General features: G+C 59.4%; 20 protein-coding genes. 14 read left to right on the forward strand and 6 right to left on the reverse strand.

Going from position 1 to position 21,583, the window contains the following annotated elements; all coding sequences use genetic code 11:
* Positions 1–144: 144 nt before the first annotated feature.
* Positions 145–339 (reverse strand): SlyX family protein, encoded by a 195-nt coding sequence (locus ACR0DB_RS04225; protein ID WP_480549141.1) that lies wholly within the window; start codon positions 337–339, stop codon positions 145–147.
* Between the two features lie 124 nt (positions 340–463).
* On the opposite strand from ACR0DB_RS04225, the gene hisS reads away from it, so the two are divergent.
* From hisS to hisG, 3 genes are read left to right on the forward strand one after another with little or no spacing between them, the layout of a single operon-like run.
* Entirely contained in the window at positions 464–1,984 is a 1,521-nt protein-coding gene (gene hisS, locus ACR0DB_RS04230; RefSeq protein WP_480549143.1) for a histidine--tRNA ligase, read from the forward strand.
* A 3-nt stretch (positions 1,985–1,987) separates the two neighbouring features.
* On the forward strand, positions 1,988–3,076 hold the full coding sequence (locus tag ACR0DB_RS04235; protein WP_480549145.1) for an ATP phosphoribosyltransferase regulatory subunit: 1,089 nt from the start codon (positions 1,988–1,990) through the stop codon (positions 3,074–3,076).
* The gene (gene hisG, locus ACR0DB_RS04240) at positions 3,073–3,762 is read left to right on the forward strand and encodes an ATP phosphoribosyltransferase (RefSeq protein WP_170352277.1); all 690 of its coding nucleotides are present in this window, start codon (positions 3,073–3,075) and stop codon (positions 3,760–3,762) included. Before ACR0DB_RS04235 ends, hisG begins: the two co-directional genes overlap by 4 nt.
* Here hisG and ACR0DB_RS04245 read toward each other — a convergent pair.
* A complete protein-coding gene (locus ACR0DB_RS04245) occupies positions 3,759–4,190 on the reverse strand; it encodes a DUF1489 family protein (RefSeq protein WP_170787389.1) in 432 nt (143 codons plus the stop codon). The genes hisG and ACR0DB_RS04245 overlap by 4 nt on opposite strands.
* 129 nt (positions 4,191–4,319) lie before the next feature.
* Here ACR0DB_RS04245 and ACR0DB_RS04250 point away from each other — a divergent pair, with 129 nt between their 5' ends.
* The 4 genes from ACR0DB_RS04250 to ACR0DB_RS04265 all read left to right on the forward strand — a co-directional run bounded on the left by ACR0DB_RS04250 (position 4,320) and on the right by ACR0DB_RS04265 (position 8,732).
* Positions 4,320–6,602, forward strand: coding sequence for an adenosylcobalamin-dependent ribonucleoside-diphosphate reductase (locus ACR0DB_RS04250; RefSeq protein WP_480549147.1), 2,283 nt, complete (start codon positions 4,320–4,322; stop codon positions 6,600–6,602).
* A gap of 179 nt (positions 6,603–6,781) precedes the next feature.
* Positions 6,782–7,276: a hypothetical protein gene (locus tag ACR0DB_RS04255; RefSeq protein WP_480549149.1), complete on the forward strand. Its 495-nt coding sequence runs from the start codon at positions 6,782–6,784 to the stop codon at positions 7,274–7,276.
* A gap of 200 nt (positions 7,277–7,476) precedes the next feature.
* Positions 7,477–8,097 (forward strand): 30S ribosomal protein S4, encoded by a 621-nt coding sequence (rpsD, locus tag ACR0DB_RS04260; RefSeq protein WP_170325974.1) that lies wholly within the window; start codon positions 7,477–7,479, stop codon positions 8,095–8,097.
* A gap of 146 nt (positions 8,098–8,243) precedes the next feature.
* Positions 8,244–8,732 (forward strand): hypothetical protein, encoded by a 489-nt coding sequence (locus ACR0DB_RS04265; RefSeq protein ID WP_480549150.1) that lies wholly within the window; start codon positions 8,244–8,246, stop codon positions 8,730–8,732.
* Positions 8,733–8,737: 5 nt separating this feature from the next.
* On the opposite strand, the gene ACR0DB_RS04270 is transcribed toward ACR0DB_RS04265, so the two are convergent.
* On the reverse strand, positions 8,738–9,199 hold the full coding sequence (locus ACR0DB_RS04270) for an Lrp/AsnC family transcriptional regulator (RefSeq protein WP_480549152.1): 462 nt from the start codon (positions 9,197–9,199) through the stop codon (positions 8,738–8,740).
* A 102-nt stretch (positions 9,200–9,301) separates the two neighbouring features.
* Between ACR0DB_RS04270 and ACR0DB_RS04275 the strand changes: the two genes are divergently transcribed.
* From ACR0DB_RS04275 to ACR0DB_RS04290, 4 genes are all read left to right on the forward strand, one after another.
* Positions 9,302–10,717 (forward strand): aminotransferase class V-fold PLP-dependent enzyme, encoded by a 1,416-nt coding sequence (locus ACR0DB_RS04275; protein ID WP_480549154.1) that lies wholly within the window; start codon positions 9,302–9,304, stop codon positions 10,715–10,717.
* 65 nt (positions 10,718–10,782) lie between these two features.
* Positions 10,783–11,868 carry a histidinol-phosphate transaminase gene (gene hisC / locus ACR0DB_RS04280; RefSeq protein WP_480549156.1) on the forward strand — a complete coding sequence of 362 codons (1,086 nt, stop codon included), beginning with the start codon at positions 10,783–10,785 and terminating at the stop codon, positions 11,866–11,868.
* Complete coding sequence (locus ACR0DB_RS04285) at positions 11,865–12,785, forward strand: prephenate/arogenate dehydrogenase family protein (protein ID WP_480549158.1); 921 nt, start codon at positions 11,865–11,867, stop codon at positions 12,783–12,785. Before hisC ends, ACR0DB_RS04285 begins: the two co-directional genes overlap by 4 nt.
* On the forward strand, positions 12,782–13,591 hold the full coding sequence (locus ACR0DB_RS04290; RefSeq protein WP_480549160.1) for an extensin-like domain-containing protein: 810 nt from the start codon (positions 12,782–12,784) through the stop codon (positions 13,589–13,591). The genes ACR0DB_RS04285 and ACR0DB_RS04290 overlap by 4 nt, the downstream gene beginning before the upstream one ends.
* On the opposite strand, the gene ACR0DB_RS04295 is transcribed toward ACR0DB_RS04290, so the two are convergent.
* Positions 13,588–14,589 carry a DUF2125 domain-containing protein gene (locus ACR0DB_RS04295; protein ID WP_480549162.1) on the reverse strand — a complete coding sequence of 334 codons (1,002 nt, stop codon included), beginning with the start codon at positions 14,587–14,589 and terminating at the stop codon, positions 13,588–13,590. The two genes, ACR0DB_RS04290 and ACR0DB_RS04295, sit on opposite strands and share 4 nt — an antisense overlap.
* Positions 14,590–14,656: 67 nt before the next feature.
* On the opposite strand from ACR0DB_RS04295, the gene ACR0DB_RS04300 reads away from it, so the two are divergent.
* The 3 genes from ACR0DB_RS04300 to ACR0DB_RS04310 all read left to right on the forward strand — a co-directional run bounded on the left by ACR0DB_RS04300 (position 14,657) and on the right by ACR0DB_RS04310 (position 18,164).
* On the forward strand, positions 14,657–15,187 hold the full coding sequence (locus ACR0DB_RS04300) for a gamma-glutamylcyclotransferase (protein ID WP_170768989.1): 531 nt from the start codon (positions 14,657–14,659) through the stop codon (positions 15,185–15,187).
* Between the two features lie 70 nt (positions 15,188–15,257).
* Positions 15,258–16,439: a biopolymer transporter ExbB gene (locus tag ACR0DB_RS04305; RefSeq protein ID WP_170768990.1), complete on the forward strand. Its 1,182-nt coding sequence runs from the start codon at positions 15,258–15,260 to the stop codon at positions 16,437–16,439.
* A 3-nt stretch (positions 16,440–16,442) separates the two neighbouring features.
* Entirely contained in the window at positions 16,443–18,164 is a 1,722-nt protein-coding gene (locus ACR0DB_RS04310; RefSeq protein WP_480549164.1) for a peptidoglycan -binding protein, read from the forward strand.
* 19 nt (positions 18,165–18,183) lie between these two features.
* Here ACR0DB_RS04310 and ACR0DB_RS04315 read toward each other — a convergent pair whose 3' ends face one another.
* Complete coding sequence (locus tag ACR0DB_RS04315) at positions 18,184–19,071, reverse strand: YHYH protein (RefSeq protein WP_480549166.1); 888 nt, start codon at positions 19,069–19,071, stop codon at positions 18,184–18,186.
* Positions 19,072–19,229: 158 nt separating this feature from the next.
* On the reverse strand, positions 19,230–21,554 hold the full coding sequence (gene clpA / locus ACR0DB_RS04320; protein ID WP_170783775.1) for an ATP-dependent Clp protease ATP-binding subunit ClpA: 2,325 nt from the start codon (positions 21,552–21,554) through the stop codon (positions 19,230–19,232).
* Between the last annotated feature and the right edge of the window lie 29 nt (positions 21,555–21,583).

Genomic DNA, 21,583 nt, shown 5'->3' on the forward strand with positions numbered 1-21,583 from the left:
TATACGACCATGTCCGCTCTTGGACATGCATGGGCCGTGATCTCGGGGGAGACAATAGTGGCATCAGTTGCTGCCAAACTGCTGACAAAGTTGCGACGCGGGCGTAGCGGGTGTTGCTGTGAAACGTGCGCTTGGTTTCAGCCCTCAATAATGCGGCGGGCGTTCGTCTCCGAACACGACCCCACCTGATCCTTCCTGCGCCCGTTCAGCCTCGCGCTGCACCAGCATCTCGACGCGCCGGGTCAGGCGATCGATCTCGCTCTGTTGGGTTGTGACAACGGTGTTCAGCTCTTCGACCGTGCGGGTCAGGTGGGCGATCTGCTCTTCCAGATGCTGCATGGGGCTCTCCTTTGGGCGTCGTCATAGCGGCGCTTTGGCCTCAACACCAGTGAAAGCGCGCCTTGCCCCGATGCGGGCCATGGGATAGACCGCGCGCGGAACACGAACCGCAAGGACGCCCCACATGGCCAAGCCCAAGAAACAGCCCCGCCCCAAGGCCGTCACGCCGAAAGGGTTCCGCGACTATTTCGGCCAGGAAGTCTCGCAGCGCACCGAGATGCTGCGGACGATTGCGGATGTCTATCATCGGTATGGGTTTGATGCGCTGGAAAGCAGCGCTGTGGAAACCGTCGAGGCGCTGGGCAAGTTTCTGCCCGACGTGGATCGCCCGAATGAGGGCGTATTTGCGTGGCAGGAGTTTGACGAGGCCGGCAACGGTGACTGGATGGCCCTGCGCTATGACCTGACCGCGCCGCTGGCCCGTGTTTATGCGCAGCACCGCAACGACCTGCCAACGCCCTATCGCCGCTATGCGATGGGTCCGGTCTGGCGCAATGAAAAGCCGGGGCCAGGGCGGTATCGCCAGTTTTATCAATGCGATGCGGATACGGTGGGCACGGCCTCGATGGCCGCCGACGCCGAGATTTGTGCGATGCTGTCGGATACGCTGGAAACCGTCGGCATTCCGCGCGGTGATTATTTGGTGCGGGTGAATAATAGAAAGCTCTTGAATGGAGTGATGGAAGTAGCGGGTGTGTTGGACCCAGAAAATCCCGAAAAGTACTCGTTTGAGCGAGGAATTGTTCTCAGGGCCATTGACAAAGTCGACCGTTTGGGCCCGGTCGGAGTTCGAGAGCTCTTGGGCGAAGGTCGTCGCGATGACAGTGGTGATTTCACTCAAGGTGCGGGTCTCACTGAGATTCAAAAATCACTTGTTATGGCATTTGTTGCTAACGATACGAAAGGTTCGCCGAGCTTAAGCGTTATTTCGGACATTGTTCGCGGTGGTGGCACGGACAAGTTTTCTCAAACGGGAATGGATGGGGTTCGGGAACTCGAAGAAATATCCGAATTGCTTGAGGCGCAGGGCTATGGCCCTGACCGCATTGTCATCGACCCCTCGGTCGTGCGGGGCCTCGGGTACTATACCGGCCCGGTTTATGAGGCCGAGCTGACCTTTGAGATTTTCGACGAGAAAGGCCGCAAGCGGCAGTTTGGGTCGGTCTCGGGCGGCGGTCGCTATGACGATCTGGTCAAGCGCTTCACCGGGCAGGAAGTGCCTGCCACCGGCGTGTCCATTGGCGTTGACCGGCTGCTGGCCGCCCTGCGCGAGAAGGGCCGGATTGCGGCGCAAGCCACCGGTCCCGTCGTTGTGACCGTGATGGACCGCGACCGTATGGCCGATTATCAGGCGATGGTGGCCGAGCTGCGCAATGCAGGCATCCGGGCCGAGGTCTATCTGGGCAATCCCAAGAACTTTGGCAATCAGCTGAAATATGCGGACAAGCGGAACTCGCCCATCGCGGTGATCGAAGGCGGCGATGAAAAGGCCAATGGCATCGTGCAGATCAAGGACCTGATCCTTGGCGCCAAGATCGCCGAAAGCGCCACGCTGGAGGAATGGAAAGAGCGCCCCAGCCAGTTCGAAGTGCCGCGCGGCGAGCTGGTCGCCAAGGTGCGTGAAATTCTGGACAGTCAGGACTGACGCATGCCGAACCGTTCCCAGATACAAGCCCGCGCTGCCATGATGCGCGTGAGGTTCGAGGCCGCAGGCGCGCAGATCGTGGACCCTCCGCTGCTGCAACCGGCCGACACGCTGCTGGACCTTTATGGCGAGGATATCCGCGCGCGCGCCTACGTGACCTCGGACGCGCTGCGGGGCGAGCAGATGCTGCGCCCGGATTTTACCCTGCCCGTGGTGCAGATGCATATGTCCGACGGGGCGGAACCCGCGCGTTATACCTATTCTGGCGAGGTGTTCCGCCGTCAGGAGCATGATCCGGACCGCTCGAATGAATACATCCAGGTCGGGTACGAGGTGTTCGACCGCAATGATCCCGCAGGCGCGGATGCTGAGGTGTTTTCGCTGTTCGCGTTGCAATTACGGGGGCTGCCCTTGCGAGCCGCGACCGGGGACATCGGGATTTTGACTGCCGCTGTCGAGGGGCTAAAGACCACTGACCGGCGCAAGGCGGCGCTGATGCGGCACTTGTGGCGGCCTCGTCGATTCCGGGTGCTGCTGGACCGTTTTGCCGGTCGCAAACCGGGACCTGAAGGGCGCGACAGCCTGTTGGATGCGGAAAATCCGCTGGATCCGGACATCCCAATGATCGGCAAGCGCCGTGCCTCCGAGATCGAAGCGCGGATCGCTGCCTTGCGCGAAGATCGCGACACACCGCCTATCTCCGACAACGAACTGGTTGGGCTGGAAACCCTGCTGAACGTGCGTGAGACCATGCCTTTTGCGCTGGAACAGCTGCGCGACGTGGCGGTGGATCTGCCGCAGATCACTCCGGCGCTGGACCGGCTTGAGGCGCGGATCGCCTCGCTGCAAGCCCGTGGCGTGGATGTGGAACGTCTGGATTTCGAGGCCGCTTATGGCCGCACCTCGATGGAATATTATGACGGGTTTGTCTTTGGCTTCTACGCTGAGGGTCGCCCCGATCTACCCCCCATCGCCACTGGCGGGCGCTATGACGCGCTGACGCGGCAGTTGGGGAACGGGGCCGAAATTCCGGCGGTGGGCGGTGTCATCCGCCCCGACCTGATGCTGGAGATCGAGGAGGACACGCGATGAGCCTGAAACTGGGCGTGCCCTCGAAGGGCCGGTTGATGGACAAGACCTTTGGTTGGTTCGAAAAGCGCGGCATCACCCTGTCGCGCAGCGGATCGGACCGGGAATATGCGGGCAAGGTCGAGGGCATCGACGGGGTCTCTCTGATCCTGCTGTCGGCGGGGGAAATCCCGCGCGAACTGGCCGCCGGGCGCATTCATCTGGGTGTCACCGGCATTGATCTGGTGCATGAAAAGCTACCCCGCTGGGAACAGCAGGTTGAGGAGATTTCGCAGCTTGGGTTCGGCAAGGCGGACCTGATCATCGCCACACCTGCCTGCTGGGTCGATGTGGATACGTTGGATGATCTGGATGCGGCTGCAGCGGCGTTTCGCAAGACCCACGGGCATCGGCTACGGATTGCCACCAAATACCACCGGTTGGTGCGCGAGTTCCTGACCGATGCGGGAGTTGCCGATTACACTCTGGTCGATAGCCAGGGCGCGACCGAGGGCACGGTGATGAATGAGACAGCCGAGGCGATTGCCGATATCACATCTACCGGCGAGACGCTGCGGGCGAACCACCTGAAAATCCTGACCGACGGGATGATCCTGCAATCGCAGGCGACCCTGTGGCGCAGTCGGGTCGCGAAATGTGACCCCGAGACAAAGGCCACACTGAACGCATTGCTGGATCGCCTGCGTTAAAGCACGCCGATCTCGGCAAGCGCGCGATTCAGATCGTCGGGCAAGGCATCGTCCTGTTCTCGCCCTTCCGGCAGGTCGGCGGGGGTGTCCTCGGGTTTGAGATAGCGCCAGCCTTGGAATGGGCGTTTGAGCGCGGTCTGGGTGCGATGGACCTGTGGGTCCAGAACGATGGCGCAGCGGCGAATGCCGTCTTCGCCGCGCACCTCATCCAGACGCAGGATGCGCTGACGGCATTGGATTACGCCCTTGATCACCCAATAGATTGATCCGCCATTCAGAATCTCGGACTCGCGCTTGGGCCACATGCGGGTGACATGGCGCGGGCAGCCGTCCTCGTAAAGCGGTCTGCGACTGTCCTGCCACGCCATCAGCGTATCAACGCTTTCCGATCCGACGGACAGTTTGATGAGGTTTACGTACTTATCCACAGCTTTCCCACAGAGTCGTCCCAAGGCCCACCTTTATATTGTAGCTCGCAATGCGACGTCATCAAGGTGTTGTGGTTTGGATGTGAATTGGAGTAGTCTGGATACCTCTTTCAGAACAGGGAATCACCAATGAGCCGCTTTGCCGCCCCCATCGCCGAGCAGATCTGGGACATGAAATACCGCTTTAAAGAAGCGGATGGCACGCCCATCGACCAGACGGTCGAGGACAGTTGGCGGCGCATCGCCCGTGATCTGGCGCGGGTCGAGGATGACGCGGCCCATTGGGAAGATAAGTTCTATGAGGCGTTGGAAGATTTCAAATATCTGCCCGCTGGTCGCATCACTGCGGGTGCAGGTACGGCGCGTCAGGTGACCCTGTTCAACTGTTTCGTCATGGGCACCGTGCCCGACAGCATGGGCGGTATCTTCGACATGCTGAAAGAAGCCGCGCTGACCATGCAGCAGGGTGGCGGGATCGGGTATGATTTCTCGACCATCCGTCCACGTGGGGCCGATGTGAAAGGCGTGGCTGCGGATGCTTCTGGCCCGCTTTCCTTCATGGATGTGTGGGACGCGATGTGCCGAACGATCATGTCTGCGGGCTCGCGCCGTGGGGCGATGATGGCGACCATGCGCTGCGATCACCCTGATATCGAACAGTTCATCACCGCGAAATCTGACCCGGCCCGCCTGCGCATGTTCAACATGTCGGTCCTGGTGACGGATCCGTTCATGGAGGCCGTCAAGGCCGATGGTCCGTGGGAGTTGCAGTTCGACGGCAAGGTCTATCATACCGTTCAGGCGCGTGATCTGTGGAACAAGATCATGCAGGCCACATATGATTACGCCGAGCCTGGAGTAATCTTCATTGACCGCATCAATGAGGCCAACAACCTCAGCTATGTGGAAACCATCGCCGCGACCAACCCCTGCGGCGAGCAACCCTTGCCACCCTATGGTGCGTGCCTTTTGGGCTCGATCAACTTGGCGCGGTTGGTGACAGATCCGTTCGAGGACGCGGCGCGTCTGGATGAGGCCGCTTTGCAAGAATTGGTCGCGACCGCTGTGCGCATGATGGACAACGTAGTAGACGCGTCGAAATTCCCGCTGGCGGAGCAGGAAGCCGAAGCACAAGACAAGCGCCGGATTGGGCTGGGCGTGACCGGGTTGGCCGATGCGCTTTTGATGTTGGGTTTGCGCTATGGGTCCGACGAAGCGGCGCGTCAAACCGAACGCTGGTTGCACGCGATCGCCCGCGCCGCCTATCTGGCCTCGGTCGATTTGGCGAAGGAGAAGGGCGCTTTCCCATTGTTTGACGCCGAGAAATACCTGGCCAGCGGCAACATGCAGCAAATGGATGATGACGTGCGTGACGCGATCCGCGAACATGGTATCCGCAACGCCCTGCTGACCTCGATCGCGCCGACTGGGACGATTTCGCTCTATGCAGGGAACGTGTCGTCGGGGATCGAGCCGGTCTTTGCCTACGCCTACACGCGCAAAGTGCTGCAGAAGGATGGCTCGCGCACCGAGGAAGAAGTCGTGGACTATGCCGTGCAGATGTGGCGCGACAAGTTCGGCGATGTTGCCTTGCCCGACTATTTCGTGAACGCGCAGACGCTTTCCCCGTCTGATCACGTCAAGATGCAGGCCGCCGCGCAGAAATGGATCGACAGTTCGATTTCCAAGACGATCAACTGTCCCGAAGATATCAGCTTTGACGCCTTCAAGGACGTTTACATGCAGGCCTGGGATCAGGGCTGCAAAGGCTGCACGACCTATCGCCCGAATGACGTGACCGGCTCGGTCCTGACAGTGTCCGAAAGCGCCGACAAAGCCCCCGGCGAAAGCGCGGATGCCCCGCATCAGGTGGATGGCGGCGAGGTTGTCTATATGTCCGAACCGCTGGACCGTCCGCAATCGCTGGAGGGGTCGACCTACAAGTTGAAATGGCCCGACAGCGAACACGCGATTTATCTGACCATCAACGATATCGTCATTGGTGGCCGCCGTCGTCCGTTCGAGGTGTTCATCAATTCAAAGAACATGGAGCACTACGCCTGGACGCTGGCGCTGACCCGCATGATTTCTGCCGTATTTCGACGGGGCGGGGATGTGTCCTTTGTCGTTGAAGAACTAAAGGCCGTGTTCGATCCGCGTGGCGGGGCCTGGGTGCAGGGGAAATACATCCCATCGATCCTGGCCGCGATTGGCGGCGTGATCGAGCAGCATATGGTCAATATCGGCTTTCTTGAAGGCGAAGGAATGGGTCTGAAATCCGACCCGCAGGCGCAGGTGGTCAATATTGACGCGCCCCGCGGCAAAGCCTGCCCATCCTGTGGTCAGTTCGATATGGCGATGATCGAGGGCTGCATGACCTGCCGAAGCTGCGGTCATTCTAAGTGCGGCTGACGCAGATCGCAGACAATTGCTGTGGCGCTGGCGGGATCGTTTCCCGCCAGAAGCCAGAAGCTGAATCTCTTTAGCAACATTTTTATGAACGTTATGTTAACGTCTCTTTTCTGCCAGAATTTGCCCTGATAAGAACGCCAGCGTAAGCAGTGATACGTTGAAAGGTGCGGGCGGGTATAATGAGAGCCGGGCAAAACGGTCGTATAGCCATTTTATGGAAACAGACGGAACTGGATGGGCTTGAGGCGGCGCCTCTGTCCTTTTTGAATGTTGGGGCTGCGTGGTCCTGGCGCGGGCATGTCGCCTTTGTAGAAGGTTCTTTGCCGCACGGCCGAGAGGTACCGCTGAATGTTCTGCATCATTTCATCTCGGAAGACGAATTGGGCAACGGGGCGCAGGGTGTTGTTATCCTGACCAACGGGGCACAGCAATTCTCGGCCCTGTTATATGTTTCAGCGACGCAGGCTGAACCTCTTTTGGTATTCGAAGAAGGATGTCCTGCACGCGAACAGGACTTTTGGGTCGATGAGTTTGTCGAAATCCGTCAGGCTGGCGGCGAATCGGCCAGCCACGCGAATACGGTGGTCTCGTTCCCGACTCGTCCACGCATGGACCCCAATCTTCACGCAGTGCCGCGCCTGCCTGCGGCGAATGCGGGACCGTTGGTGGATTGATCCGATTCAACGGACCGGATTTTTTCAGGACCTGTTGACTCTGACGGAACTGCAGATATAAGCGCGGCTTCATTGGTGTTGGTGGCCCTCGCAAGGGGATGCCTGTCATGGGGGAAACCCCAAGAGGACAACGCCCTTCATAGTAGGCGCCTACTCTTGTAGCAGAGCAGCGCCTTCGAACATAAAGAAGGAGATCAGCCGTGACGAAACGCACGTCTGCCAAGTACAAAATCGACCGCCGGATGGGCGAAAACATCTGGGGTCGTCCGAAATCCCCGATCAACCGTCGTGAATACGGCCCCGGCCAGCACGGTCAACGCCGCAAGGGCAAACTGTCGGACTTTGGTCTGCAGCTGCGCGCCAAGCAGAAGCTGAAAGGCTACTATGGCGACCTGACCGAGAAGCAGTTCCGCCGCATCTACGCTGAAGCCGAGCGTGTTAAAGGCGACACCGGTGAAAACCTGATCGGTCTCCTGGAGCGTCGTCTGGACGCTGTTGTTTACCGCGCCAAGTTCGTGCCAACCGTGTTTGCCGCACGTCAGTTCGTGAACCACGGCCACGTCAAAGTGAACGGCAAGCGGGTGAACATCCCCAGCTACCGCGTCAAAGAAGGCGACGTGATCGAAGTACGCGACAAGTCCAAGCAACTGGCCGTTGTTCTGGAAGCAGTTGCGCTGGCCGAGCGTGATGTGCCTGACTATATCGACGCCGACCACTCGAAAATGACCGCAACCTTCGTGCGCGCACCGGGCCTGAGCGATGTGCCTTACCCGGTCATGATGGAGCCGAACCTGGTCGTCGAATTCTACGCGAAGAACTAATCTTCGCCGATCTGGAAAGTTTCGAAAACCGCGCCATCCGGCGCGGTTTTTTCGTTTACACAGTTCTGTTGCCATTGCGCTGAAATTCCAACACTTTGGTCCGTGACCAAGCGCATATGAGACAACACAGTGAATTTGAGACCGCTATGACAGCACGTTTTCAGAAAATCCTGACCGCAGCAGGGCTGGCCGTTCTACTTGTCGGTTGCTCCGACTCCACCAGACCTCTGACATCAAGTGGGCTGCGGTCCGAGGACCCGCTTTTGACCGGTATCCTGCAAAGTTTTCAACATGGATGTATCGAGACCGCCCCGACATTCGAAGAATCGCGGGTTCGTGCCGGGTTCAATGCCAATGAGCCGAGACTTGAGCGGGGGATGGAATTCCTTGGGGGCAGTACCAGAGATCGGTCCTGTGAGGTTATCGTGCGTGGATATGGCACGACCCGGCCGGTGCCGACGGTTGGCGATATCAACCGGTTGGCGCGTGCCTTCGCGTCGAACACGCGGTTGGCCTATACCCCCGCGATCCCGGGTGAATCGACGCGGGCTTGGGTTTCGTCCGGAAATCGCAATTTCTTCGTGACCGGTTTTGTGACCGGAGACGGGGATTTGCAGCTGATTGTTGGTGAGTGATCCAGTCAGATCGGCAGCGGTCGCCCCTCGGCGATCGCTTCCATAGCGAAATAGGACGTGACGCTGTCCAGTTCGACCTTTTCGATCAGGCGTTGGTACACCTTGTCATAGGATGCCATGTCCTGCGTCACGACCTTGAGCAGATAGTCATAATCGCCCCCGATCCGGTGAAAATCCACAACCTCGGGGATGGTCAGTACATGGCGGCGAAACGCCTGCAGCCACTCGGCCGAGTGATGCCGGGTTCGTAGCATCACAAATACCACAAGGCTGAGGCCCAGTTTCTCGCGCGCGATCTTGGCGGTCGACCCGGTGACGACGCCGCTTTCGTTCAGCGCCTTCAGCCTACGCCAGCACGCGTTCTGAGACAGGCCGACCCGATCCGCCAGTTCTCGCTGTGACAGGGTCGCGTCTTTTTGCAGTTCGCGCAGTATGCCTTGATCAATCTGATCTATTTTCTCGGTCATGTCAGATCATATGACACAAAAAATGGAAAAACTACTCAAAGAAATGTGAAGTTTATCCAAAAAATACCAATCATATTGTCAGGGTAATACGGAGCCTGAGCCATGACCCTGAACCAATTCCGCGCGTCCATCCAATCCGCCGATTGCATAACCCCCTTTCGTGATGGGCTGATCGGAGAAGGCGTCATGATTCCGGGTCTGCGCGGGGACGTGCCGCTTGTATATGCGGATTACGTTGCCTCGGGCCGCGCGTTGCGGCAGGTCGAGGATTTTGTGACTGCGCATGTGTTGCCGTTTTATGCCAACAGCCACACCGAGGCTTCGTATTGCGGCGCGTATATGACGCGCTTGCGCGGAGAGGCCCGCGCAGAGATTGCCCGCATCGTTGGCGCCCAGGAAGAGGATGCCGTGATCTTCACCGGCTCTGGCGCCACTGCGGGTCTCAACCGGCTGGTCAGCCTGATGGGTGTCAACGAGGCGGACCGGCCGGTTGTTTTGTTGGGGCCATATGAGCATCACTCGAACATTTTGCCCTGGCGCGAAAGCAAGGCGCGGGTGATCGAAATCCCCGAAGCATCGGACGGGGGTGTCGATCTGCAAGTGCTTGAACGTATGTTGGTCGATCATTCTGCGTCCGATCTGATCATCGGGTCGTTTTCAGCGGCCTCGAACGTGACCGGCATCATCACCGACCCCGATCCGGTGACACGCTTGCTGAAAGCGCATGGTGCGCTGGCAGTTTGGGATTATGCCGGGGGTGGGCCTTACCTGCCGATGGATATAGGGGAAGGCGATACACGTAAGGACGCAATAGTTGTCTCTCCGCATAAATTTCCAGGCGGTCCGGGGGCTTCGGGTGTATTGGTTGTTAACACGGAGGCCGTGCGTCGGACCTGTCCCAGTTGGCCCGGTGGCGGGACGGTCAGCTTTGTTTCGCCATGGCGGCATGACTACAGCGCTAACCTTTCCGCGCGCGAAGAAGCCGGAACACCCAACGTTATCGGCGATATCCGCGCGGCGCTGGCTTTTGTCGTCAAGGATGTAGTTGGCGTAAAAGAGATCACCAAACGCGAGGTACAGTATAACCAAATGGCGTTGCAGGGATGGCGTGACAACCCGAACCTCACGCTGCTGGGCGTGGACAATCAACATCGCCTGCCGATCTTCTCCTTCCTCGTTCGCGACAACGCGGGGCACCCGGTGCATCAGCAACTGTTCACCCGTATGCTCAGCGATATCTACGGCATTCAGGCGCGGGGCGGCTGTGCCTGTGCTGGGCCCTATGCGCATCGCCTGTTGGACATAGACCGGGACACGTCCGAGGCGTTGCACGCCGCGCTGTCTGCCGGAGAAGAGATGAAGAAGCCCGGTTGGGTGCGGTTGAACTTCTCATATTTGATGAGCGAACAGACGGTGCAGTTCGTGATCGACAGCGTCAATGACTTGTCGCGCCGCACCTCTGAATTCGCACCATTCTACACGGCCGACCCGGCGACCGCCCGCTTCAAAGCGGCGTGACGGAATTGCCGCTTTTCTCAACGCCTTGAGACAGGTATGAGAGGCTCCAATCAACGGAGCCTCTTATGACCAAGATCACCCCGCAACCCGGCATAATGGACATCGCGCTGTATCAGGGTGGCCAGTCGCATGTGGCCGGGGTCTCGCATGTGATCAAGCTGAGTTCCAACGAAAACCCCTTTGGTCCCAGCCCTAAGGCGATCGAAGCCGTGCGCGACAGTGCCGCCAACCTGCATCGCTATCCCAGCACCGACCACGCGCCCCTGCGCGACGCAATCGGCGCGCGCCACGGGTTGGATCCGGCGCGGATCATCTGTGGTGTCGGCAGTGACGAGGTGCTGCAATTCGTGGCGCAAGCCTATGCCGGACCGGGGGACGAGGTCATCTATACCGAGCACGGCTTTTCCATGTACCCGATCATCGCGCGGATGGCGGGGGCAACGCCGGTGATGGTGCCTGAAAAGGACCGCCGCGTGGATGTTGACAACATCCTTGCCGCTGTGACTGATCAGACGCGGATCGTGTTTGTGACCAATCCGGGTAACCCGACCTCGACCATGATCCCTGAAAGTGAGCTTGTGCGCCTAGCCGAGGCTCTGCCCGACAGTTGCCTGATGGTGATCGACGGGGCCTATGCCGAGTTCGTCGATGATTTTGATGGTGGGGCATCCATCGTGGGTCGGTTCGACAACGTGATCATGACCCGGACGTTCTCGAAAGTGTACGGCCTGGGTGGGATGCGCGTGGGCTGGGGCTATTCCGTGCAGTCGATCATTGATGTGCTCAACCGAGTGCGTCAGCCGTTTAACTTATCACTGACCGCTTTGGCGGCAGCCGAAGCTGCGGTTAAGGACGAAGAGTTCTTGTCTCATTGTCAGGCCGAAAACACGCGCCTGCGGGTGTGGTTGTCCGACGAACTGGCCAAGATCGGGGTGCCTTCGGATGCGTCCTGTACCAATTTCATTCTCGCCCGGTTCACCGATCAGGCCGAGGCTGAGGCTTGCGACGACTATTTGAAAACCCAAGGTTTGATCGTGCGGCGTGTGGCGGGATACAACTTGCCAAATGCGCTGCGCATCACCGTGGGCGATGAAGACGCCTGCCGCCGGGTCGTTGCGGCAATCTCCGCATTCAAAGAGGGCGCAGCATGAGCCAGATCTACGACCGTGTTGCACTGATCGGGCTGGGGCTGATTGCCTCGTCCATGTTCTGGGCCATCAAACGCGCCGGGCTAGCGGGTGAAGTGACGGGATACGCGCGGTCCAAGGCGACGCGCGACACCGCGCGCAAGATCGGTCTTTGCGACCGGGTGTGCGACACCGCGCAAGAGGCGGTCGAGGGCGCCGATCTTATCGTTCTCTGTGTCCCGGTCGGCGCGATGGGTGCGGTGGCTGCAGATATCGCACCAATGCTGAAACCGGGCGCAACAGTGTCTGACGTGGGCTCGGTCAAACGACATGTGATCGAGGCGGTGTCGCCACATATCCCCGAGGGCGTGCATTTCATCCCCGCACACCCGCTGGCCGGGACGGAACACTCGGGCCCAGAATCCGGGTTTGCCGAATTGTTCGACAATCGTTGGAGCCTGTTGGTGCCGGTTGAAGGCACCGACCCTGCCGCCGTCGCGCGCTTGCGTGCGCTGTGGGAGGGGATGGGATCGAACGTTGATGAGATGGACGCGGACCACCACGATCTGGTGCTAGCCGTTACGTCCCATGCGCCGCACTTGATCGCTTATACGATGGTCGGTGTGGCCGATGACCTGCGCCGGGTGACGGATAGCGAGGTTATCAAATATTCGGCTGCCGGTTTCCGGGATTTCACGCGAATCGCGGCCTCGGACCCGACCATGTGGCGCGATGTGTTTCTGACCAACAAGGACGCGACGCTGGAAATTCTTGGCCGGTTCACCGAGGAACTGTTCGCCTTACAGCGGGCCATCCGAACCGGCGATGGTGAACAGCTATTCGACTATTTCACCCGCACCCGCGCGATCCGGCGTGGGATCATCGACGCAGGCCAGGATACGGATGCGCCGGATTTCGGCCGGGGGAAATCTTCGCCATGAGGGTGATCCGGCGGACCATTGCTTTTGCGCTTGTTGGGGCCTTGGCTTCAACAGCACAGGCAGCGCCGGAACAGTCATTGATTCCCGTGGCGCGGCCATCGGTCGAGCAGGTTGTTGGCCCAACAAAGCTTCGCCCCGTGTTGCGTCCTGTTTCAGCACAGGTTCTGGCCGTCGCTGCGCGCCCGACAGCGCTGCCGTTCCTGGGGCCGGACACATCCCTGATGCCCTATCTGCGCCCGAAAGCTCTGGAACAGGAGGCGCTGTTCAAGAAACGCAAGCTGCGCAAGGGTTCGGTCTGCGGGGATATCGACATTCAAGGCAAACCGGTGGGGCAGGTGCCGGGCAAGATCAAGGCCTGCGGGATCAAGGACGCGGTGCAGATTACTTCGGTCGCCGGTGTCAAACTCAGCCGCCCGTCTACGATGGATTGCGGAACTGCCATTGCGCTGAACAAATGGGTCGATAAATCGGTCAAGCCAACCTTCAAACGCCGCGGTCCGGTGGTCGAACTACAAGTCGCCGCCCACTATGCCTGCAGAACACGAAACAATCAGAAAGGCGCGCGGATATCCGAGCATGGCAAGGGGCGCGCGATTGATATCTCGGGTTTTCGAATGGCGGACGGAGAGCTGGTGACGGTTCTAAACGGCTGGCGCAAGAACCCGTCGAAGAAACAACTGACCAAAATCTGGCGCGGCGCGTGCGGGCCGTTTGGTACGGTGTTGGGGCCGAACTCGGACCGCTATCACCGTGATCATTTCCATCTGGATACGGCACGCCACAGACGGGGTCCGTATTGCCGTTAACGTAGAATTAGCCGCGGGGCTGGGCCAAGGGGCAGGGGGCCGACCGCAACGAAGCCGTCTCGGAAATTCAACTGCAAATCCAACGCATTGGGGTTTCCGCCTAGTCCGGCCATGAAGTTCAGCGCGCGCGTCACCGGGTCGACGGCCTGATCAGGCAATGCGCCTGCCGCGTTAGCCATGGCGATCATATCGCGCCAGTTCTCGGCTTTGATGGCGATCTCTCCGGTGGGGATGCCTTGCGCGTCCACGTCTAGTTCTCCGGCCGCAAAAAGACGAAGGGCCCCCCATTTCATCTCGGCCAGCCGCAGATCAATTCTGGTGGGTTGCGGGCGACCCTGTTCCAGCGCGGACCGGTCCCATGGCTTGTCGAACACGGTCGTCATGTCCAGTTCGAGCGTCTCAAAGGATTGCGGTAGAGTGGTGGCCGAGCGCATGAGCTCGCGCAAGTCGTCACCGGGGGTGAAACCGTCAATCCGGGCGCTGATGGCATAGGTCTCAGGGCTTGCTGTCTGCGCCATGAACAGCTGCAGCGTCTCGCCCGCCGCTTGCGCTTCTCCGTCGTCAGCGATTGACCACGACCCGGAAGTCAGCGCCATCTTCTCAAGCACCAGCGCAATACCGGGTTGCAGTTGCAACTCTGCCACCAAATCCGCCGCCGTGATGGTCGAGGTTTGGTCGAAATACGATAACCGCTGCGGCGTGTCGGCAAATCGCAGCATTTGCTGGCCGGGCCAGATGGCGGGGCTTTGGAATTCGATCCAATCCGCGCTCCAGGCGGTGCCGTTGACCGGATCGGCCAGCGCGGGATTATCCAGCCGGGTGACATGGTTGAACGGATACCCTGCGGTGGCGACCTGCGAATACTCAGCCTGCCAGCCCCTGTCCTGTTGTCCGTCGAACCATGTGGTTATGGCATTGCGCAGGCCAAATCCGGCGACAAACCAATATGCGCTCCAGATCACAGTTATGACAATGACTAGCCGTATCAGCCCGCGCATGGCAGTTCGCCCTTTTTCCCGTACCTGAATTGATGTTTATAGGCGCAAACGGGCAAGGACCAGTGCTATGACAATGTGGGTATTCGGATATGGATCGCTGTTGTGGAATCCGGGGTTTCCCGTTGCCCGCAGCGCGCGTGCGACGTTGCACGGATATGCCCGATCCTTCTGCATGAGCTCGATCCACCATCGCGGGACCGAGGATCACCCCGGGCTTGTGCTGGCTTTGGACGAACAGGACAGCGCCCAATGCAAGGGTCTGGCCCTGTCGGTCGAGCCCGGTCACGAGGACCGCACCCTGCACGAGCTGCGCGAGCGTGAGCTGATCTCGTCAGCCTATGTTGAGAAGATGCTGGACGTGCATCTGGAAAGCGGCGAAACGGTCGAGGCCGTCACCTATGTGATCGAAAAAGACCACGTGCAATATTGCGGTGGAATGCCTCTTGAGGAACAGGCTCAGATCATCGCCCACGCCGTGGGCGGGCGCGGGCCGAACACCGAATACCTCTATAACACCGCCGAACATCTGGCCGAGATTGGCCTGCGCGACCCTGATCTTGAGTGGTTGGCGCAACGGGTGCGTAGCATTACCGCATAAACCCTTGGCGTCACCGGCGGATTTTCGCTAGATTCACTGTCAGAGCAGGTAAGAACCGGGAACCACGCGCATGGCGCAGGCACATCAGGGCGCGAGACCGCATTTCTCGCAACCCATTCGTCAGATCGTAACGATGCTGATCGCTATAGGTCTGGCGGGGGCGGGCGTGTTTATGGCGCTGCCCTATGTCTTGCCGGTCTTCTATGCCAACCCGTACCTCAATGGGTTTATCCTGCTGGTCTTTGCGATCGGTGTTCTGGCCTGTTTTCTTCAGGTAACACAGTTAATCGGCTCGGTCCGCTGGATCGAAGCTTTTGTCGGTGGCGTCGTCCGCGAAGATGCGCGCACCCCGCAATTGCTGGCGCCGCTGGCCTCGTTGCTGCGTGAACGTGGCGCGCGGTCTCAGATCAGTTCCAGTTCAACCAGGTCCATTCTGGACTCGGTGGCCGAGCGGATCGAGGAAGAGCGTGAGATCACGCGATATATCACCAACGTCCTGATTTACTTAGGCCTTCTGGGTACATTCTTCGGCCTCGCCACCACGGTCCCGGCCATTGTCGACACGATCCGCAGCCTCAACCCGCAAGAGGGCGAAGAGGGGCTGGCCGTGTTCAATCGCTTGATGGTTGGGCTTGAGGCGCAGTTGCAGGGCATGGGCGTGGCCTTTGGGTCCTCGTTGCTGGGTCTGGCCGGGTCGTTGATAGTCGGCTTGCTGGAGCTGTTTGCGGGCCATGGTCAGAACCGGTTCTACCGCGAGATGGAGGAATGGCTGTCCTCGATCACACGGGTCGGCTTTGCGCTGGGTGATGAAGGCAGCAGCGCAGAACTGGCCGTACTGTCCCCGGTGTTGGATACGATGTCAGAACAGATGGACGCCTTGCAGGACCTGTTCTCGGCACAGGAGGGGGATCGGGCCGAGCTGTCCGCCAAGCTGGGTCAGTTGGTGGACGTGATCACCGATATGAACCTGCGCCAATCCGACAACGAAGGCGTCACCGCCGCGCTGGAACGCGTGGCGCTGGGACAGGATGCCCTGCTGGATCACATGCGCGAACAGGGCACCGGCGACGGGATCGACGCCGAAAGCCGGATGCGCCTGCGGTCGATGGATGTGCAATTGTTGCGCATCCTCGAAGAAATCTCGGCCGGTCGCCAGGAAAGCATGAGCGAGATGCGCAAGGATATCGAGCTGCTGGTCAAGGCCCTGACATTGCCGCGCGGTGCTGTACGCACGACGCCGGGCGGAGAATAAAAGATGGCCCTGTCCCGTCGCACAGGTCAACGGTTTCAGGGCTCGGTCTGGCCCGGCTTCGTGGATGCGATCACCGGGCTTTTGATGGTTTTGACCTTCGTTCTGACGATCTTCATGGTGGTTCAGTTCGTCCTGCGGGAAACGATTTCGGGGCAGGAAGACGAGCTGACAGCGCTGTCTGACGAAGTTGCCGCGTTGGCCGGCGCGCTGGGGTTGGAAGAACGCGAAAACAGCCGACTTGAAGCGCGGCTTGGGGCGCTGAACGCGACCTTGTCTGAAACCGAAGACGAGTTGGCTCAGGCCGAAGATAGCCTTTCGCAGGCGCAATCGCGGATAACGGGGTTTGAGGCGCAGGTTGCGGCATTGCTGGCCGATCAGGATCGCGCACAAGATGTCATAGCCTCGCTTGAGGCGGAACGGCAGGGGTTACAGAACCAACAGGAACAGTTGCTATCGGAACAGGATGCGTTGAACCTTGCGCTGGCCCAAAGTCGCGCCGAGATTGACGCACAGGCCGAGGCCGCCCGGTTGGCTGCGGCCCGCCGCGAAGCGCTGGAAGCTCTGGTTGCCGATCTGGAGCAGAGCGAAACCGCTCAGGCGGCGCTGATCACGGAACTTGAAGATCAACTTAGCGCTGAAGAGGCCGCGCGACTGGCTGAGGCGGCGGCGGCTGAAAACCTGCGCGACCGATTGCAGAACGCCGATGCCGAACTGACTGCGATGACACTGGCGTTGGAAGCGCAGCGCAAAGAGGCCGAGGAAACGCTGACCCTGCTGGCCGCCGCCCAAGCCGCGCGTGCCGAGCTTGAGCGTCAATTCGGTGAATTGAACACCGAAGAGCTTGAGGCGCAGTTGCAGGCTGCCCTTGCCGCACAAACTCAGGCGCAGACGGATGCACAGGAACAACGCACATTGGCCGAGGAGCGCGCTGCCCTGCTGGCCGTGGCCCGCGAAGCGATTTCGACTGAAAAAGAAGTATCTGAGCAGGCGCAGCGTCAAACCGCCTTGTTGAATCAGCAACTCGCTGCGCTGCGTCAACAATTAGGTGGGTTGCAGGCGTTGCTGGACGATTATGAAGAACGCAACGCCGCCGCCGATATCCGCATCCAAACGCTGGGGCAGGATCTGAACGCCGCTTTGGCCCGCGCGGCCTCGGAAGAACGTCGCCGCCGCCTGCTGGAAGAGGCCGAACGCGCCCGTCTGGAGGCTGAAGCCGAAGCTCTGTCAGGCCAGAATGAGGAACTGGCCGCGCAGGCCGAGGATTTGCAGCGCTATCGTTCTGAATTCTTCGGCAGATTGCGCGATGTTCTGGGGGATCAAGACGGGGTGCGGATCGAAGGGGATCGGTTCGTCTTTTCGTCCGAGGTTCTGTTTGACACCGGCTCGGCCGTGCTGTCGCCCGAAGGCCAACTCGAGGTCGCCAAAGTGGCCAACATCCTACGCACCGTGGCCGCTGAAATCCCCGAAGGGCTGAACTGGGTCATTCGTGTCGACGGCCACACGGACAATGTCCCCCTCGCCGGGACGGGGCGCTATCGCGACAACTGGGAACTGAGTCAGGGCCGCGCCCTGTCGGTGGTTCTGTATATGGTCGAGGCGCTGGGTATTCCGCCCAGCCGGCTTGCGGCAAACGGCTTTGGAGAGTTCCAGCCCGTCAATCCGGCCGACACACCCGAAGCACGGGCCCAGAACCGGCGCATCGAGCTGAAGCTGACGGAACGTTAACCAGCGCTTTGCCTTGTGCTCAGCGACGCCCAAAGCGAAAGCTGCCGTCTGGCGTACCAGTGAAACACCGTGGGATGACCGGGTAGTTTTCAGTTAGGAAATAGGCGTATGTTCCAGACGGATATTCGGGTGAGACCGTGAAGCCTCCGTTGCATTCGTCCAGATTTCCGGTTCCAGCGCGGTAAACATAGTCCTCATTGAAGGTGCCATCAAACTTTCCGTCTGGCGCGCTGCCTCCGCGTCGATTGCCGTTCTTCAGTTGGCAGGATGAGGTCATTTGCGTCACGTTCCCATCCTCAATACCAGTCATCGCATAGATCGGGAAACCATCTGCGGCATATCCGACCAGAGGCGAATGTCGGGTCGGCGTGTATTTCAATAGTTCGATCAAGCCGGTCGGGATACCGTGATAGTGGTACTTTCCGCCGGGCTGAACATGGGCGTGGTTTTCGTCAAGTCCCAGCGAAATTGCGCCGCCAAGCGCGTTGTATGACCAACCCGATCTTGGATCTCCATTCCAGTATTCTACCGCCAGCGGATCAAACACCACACCGTCTATCGACACGCCGAAATTCCAACCCAGCTCCAGAGGCTTAGGCGTGCGACTTGGTTTTGGATGCGCGGGTACGCTGAGATTGACTCGTTGCTCGGAAAGGCCGTGCGGGTTGCCTCCGTTTGGAAAGCGACCGACCAGATGGTCCGGTATCCCATTTGCGGAAACGCTTACGCGATTTTTGGCTTCGGTGAGATCAACGTAACTGACCCCCGGATCAATCGTGGCCGGTTGCAGAATTAGTGGCCGCGTTGTCGTTTCATCATGATAGCGAAACCTGTGTTGTGCGGTCGTTATTGTGGCGATCACGGCAAAGGTTAAGGAAGAGCCCCAAAGGACGGCGGGTTTAAGCATTCGACTCTCCAATTCGCTTCAACGGTGATTGTGAAACGTGCGCGAGAAGTCGTTCCGTCGAAAAACGCGCCAACGGGCGCGCAATCGTCTGGCGTTGATGCAAAATCGCCCGGATGCAGGTGCAACCGGGCGATCAATGTTTCTAAACGCTTGTGCAATCAGTCTGCTGTTAGCAGCGGCGGCTTGTCGCCCGGAATGCGGGGCTGATCGGGGCCCAGAATTTCCAGGTTCAGATCGCCTTTCTTAACCGAAACGCGAACCACACCACCCTTGGCCAACTTACCGAACAATAGCTCTTCAGCCAGAGGCTTCTTGATGTGTTCCTGGATCACACGGCCCAGAGGGCGTGCACCCATCTTGTCGTCATACCCCTTGTCCGCCAGCCATTCGGCGGCCTTGGGTGTCAGGTCAAAGGTCACATTGCGGTCCATCAACTGTGCTTCCAGTTGCAGGACGAATTTCTCGACCACTTGCAGGATGACCTCTTTCGGCAGCGGTGCGAAGGAAATCACCGCGTCCAGACGGTTGCGGAATTCCGGCGTGAAGGTGCGTTCAATTGCAGCCGTATCTTCGCCTTCGCGGCGATCACGACCAAAGCCGATTGCAGCCTTCGCCTGTTCCTGCGCACCCGCGTTCGAAGTCATGATCAGCACCACGTTACGGAAATTCACAGTGCGGCCGTTGTGATCGGTCAGCTCACCATGGTCCATCACCTGCAACAGGATGTTGAACACATCCGGGTGCGCCTTCTCGATCTCGTCCAGCAGCAGCACGCAATGCGGATGCTGGTCAACGCCGTCGGTCAACAGGCCACCCTGATCGAACCCAACATAGCCCGGAGGTGCACCGATCAAGCGCGAAACCGCGTGCTTCTCCATGTATTCCGACATGTCAAAGCGCAGCAGTTCAACACCCAGCGTGTCGGCCAACTGTTTCGCCACTTCGGTTTTGCCCACACCGGTCGGACCTGCGAACAGGTAATTGCCGATGGGCTTTTCAGGTTCACGAAGGCCCGCGCGCGCCAGTTTGATCGCGCTCGACAGTGCCACAATGGCGTCATCCTGTCCGAAAACCACTCGTTTCAACGAGGTCTCAAGGTCTTTCAGAACCTCGGCATCGTCCTTGGTGACGTTCTTGGGCGGGATACGCGCGATCTTGGCGACCACGGCCTCGATCTCTTTCACGCCGATGGTTTTACGGCGCTTGCTTTCCGCGACCAGATGCTGTGCGGCCCCGGCCTCATCAATCACGTCGATGGCCTTGTCAGGCAGCTTGCGGTCATTGATGTAGCGCGCAGACAGTTCCACCGCGGTCTTGATCGCGTCCGCAGTATATTTGATCGCGTGATGCTCTTCAAAATACGGTTTGAGGCCGCGCAGGATTTTCACGCTGTCTTCCACAGAAGGCTCATTCACATCAATCTTCTGGAACCTGCGGCTGAGCGCGCGGTCCTTTTCAAAATGTTGACGGAACTCCTTGTACGTGGTCGAACCCATGGTGCGCAGCTTGCCACCCTGCAGTGCAGGTTTCAGCAAGTTCGACGCATCCATCGCGCCTCCCGATGTGGCGCCTGCGCCGATGACCGTGTGAATTTCGTCAATGAACAGCACCGCGTCGGGATGCTCTTCCAACTCGGTCACGACCGCCTTCAGCCGTTCCTCGAAATCACCGCGATAGCGCGTACCGGCCAGCAGCGCGCCCATATCCAGCGAATAAATCGTTGTCTCGGACAGCACATCGGGGGCTTCGCCCGCGACGATTTTGTGCGCAAGACCTTCGGCAATAGCCGTTTTGCCCACGCCCGGATCGCCAACCAGCAACGGATTGTTCTTGCGGCGGCGGCAAAGCACCTGGATACAGCGTTCAACCTCGTCCGAGCGCCCAATCAGCGGATCAACGTCACCCGCGCGGGATTTGGTGTTCAGATCGACACAGTACTTTCCAAGAGCGCTTTCTTTTTGCTCGCCTTCGCCCGTGCCAGACTGCGGTTCCTCTTCAACCTGATCCGCGCCCGAAACTGAGCGGTTTTCGCCGTAAGCAGGGTCTTTAGCGACGCCGTGAGCGATGAAATTCACCGCGTCATAGCGTGTCATGTCCTGTTCCTGCAGGAAATAGGCTGCGTTGCTTTCACGTTCCGCGAAGATGGCGACCAGAACATTGGCGCCCGTCACCTCAGTCCGGCCCGAGCTTTGCACGTGGATCGCGGCGCGCTGGATCACGCGCTGGAAAGCGGCTGTTGGCACGGCCTCTGACCCGTCAATGTCGGTGACGAGGTTGGATAAATCTTCGTCAATGAATTCGACCAGAGTGCTACGCAAGTCCTCAAGATCAACGCTGCAGGCTTTCATGACGCGGATCGCATCCGGTTCTTCCAGCAGCGCCAGAAGCAGATGCTCCAGCGTAGCGAATTCGTGTCGCCGTTCGTTCGCTGCCGCAAGGGCCGCGTGAATGGCTTGTTCTAAAGTGCTCGAGAATGAAGGCACGCGGGTGCTCCTCTGTCTTGGGTCGGAAG

The organism is Ruegeria sp. AB6 (assembly GCF_056542685.1).

Excerpts from the sequence above, each read along its gene's own strand:
- ACR0DB_RS04225 (WP_480549141.1), bottom strand. The coding sequence starts at position 339 with ATGCAGCATCTGGAAGAGCAGATCGCCCACCTGACCCGCACGGTCGAA.
- hisS (WP_480549143.1), top strand. The coding sequence starts at position 464 with ATGGCCAAGCCCAAGAAACAGCCCCGCCCCAAGGCCGTCACGCCGAAA.
- ACR0DB_RS04235 (WP_480549145.1), top strand. The coding sequence starts at position 1,988 with ATGCCGAACCGTTCCCAGATACAAGCCCGCGCTGCCATGATGCGCGTG.
- hisG (WP_170352277.1), top strand. The coding sequence starts at position 3,073 with ATGAGCCTGAAACTGGGCGTGCCCTCGAAGGGCCGGTTGATGGACAAG.
- ACR0DB_RS04250 (WP_480549147.1), top strand. The coding sequence starts at position 4,320 with ATGAGCCGCTTTGCCGCCCCCATCGCCGAGCAGATCTGGGACATGAAA.
- ACR0DB_RS04255 (WP_480549149.1), top strand. The coding sequence starts at position 6,782 with ATGAGAGCCGGGCAAAACGGTCGTATAGCCATTTTATGGAAACAGACG.
- ACR0DB_RS04265 (WP_480549150.1), top strand. The coding sequence starts at position 8,244 with ATGACAGCACGTTTTCAGAAAATCCTGACCGCAGCAGGGCTGGCCGTT.
- ACR0DB_RS04270 (WP_480549152.1), bottom strand. The coding sequence starts at position 9,199 with ATGACCGAGAAAATAGATCAGATTGATCAAGGCATACTGCGCGAACTG.
- ACR0DB_RS04275 (WP_480549154.1), top strand. The coding sequence starts at position 9,302 with ATGACCCTGAACCAATTCCGCGCGTCCATCCAATCCGCCGATTGCATA.
- hisC (WP_480549156.1), top strand. The coding sequence starts at position 10,783 with ATGACCAAGATCACCCCGCAACCCGGCATAATGGACATCGCGCTGTAT.
- ACR0DB_RS04285 (WP_480549158.1), top strand. The coding sequence starts at position 11,865 with ATGAGCCAGATCTACGACCGTGTTGCACTGATCGGGCTGGGGCTGATT.
- ACR0DB_RS04290 (WP_480549160.1), top strand. The coding sequence starts at position 12,782 with ATGAGGGTGATCCGGCGGACCATTGCTTTTGCGCTTGTTGGGGCCTTG.
- ACR0DB_RS04295 (WP_480549162.1), bottom strand. The coding sequence starts at position 14,589 with ATGCGCGGGCTGATACGGCTAGTCATTGTCATAACTGTGATCTGGAGC.
- ACR0DB_RS04300 (WP_170768989.1), top strand. The coding sequence starts at position 14,657 with ATGACAATGTGGGTATTCGGATATGGATCGCTGTTGTGGAATCCGGGG.
- ACR0DB_RS04305 (WP_170768990.1), top strand. The coding sequence starts at position 15,258 with ATGGCGCAGGCACATCAGGGCGCGAGACCGCATTTCTCGCAACCCATT.
- ACR0DB_RS04310 (WP_480549164.1), top strand. The coding sequence starts at position 16,443 with ATGGCCCTGTCCCGTCGCACAGGTCAACGGTTTCAGGGCTCGGTCTGG.
- ACR0DB_RS04315 (WP_480549166.1), bottom strand. The coding sequence starts at position 19,071 with ATGCTTAAACCCGCCGTCCTTTGGGGCTCTTCCTTAACCTTTGCCGTG.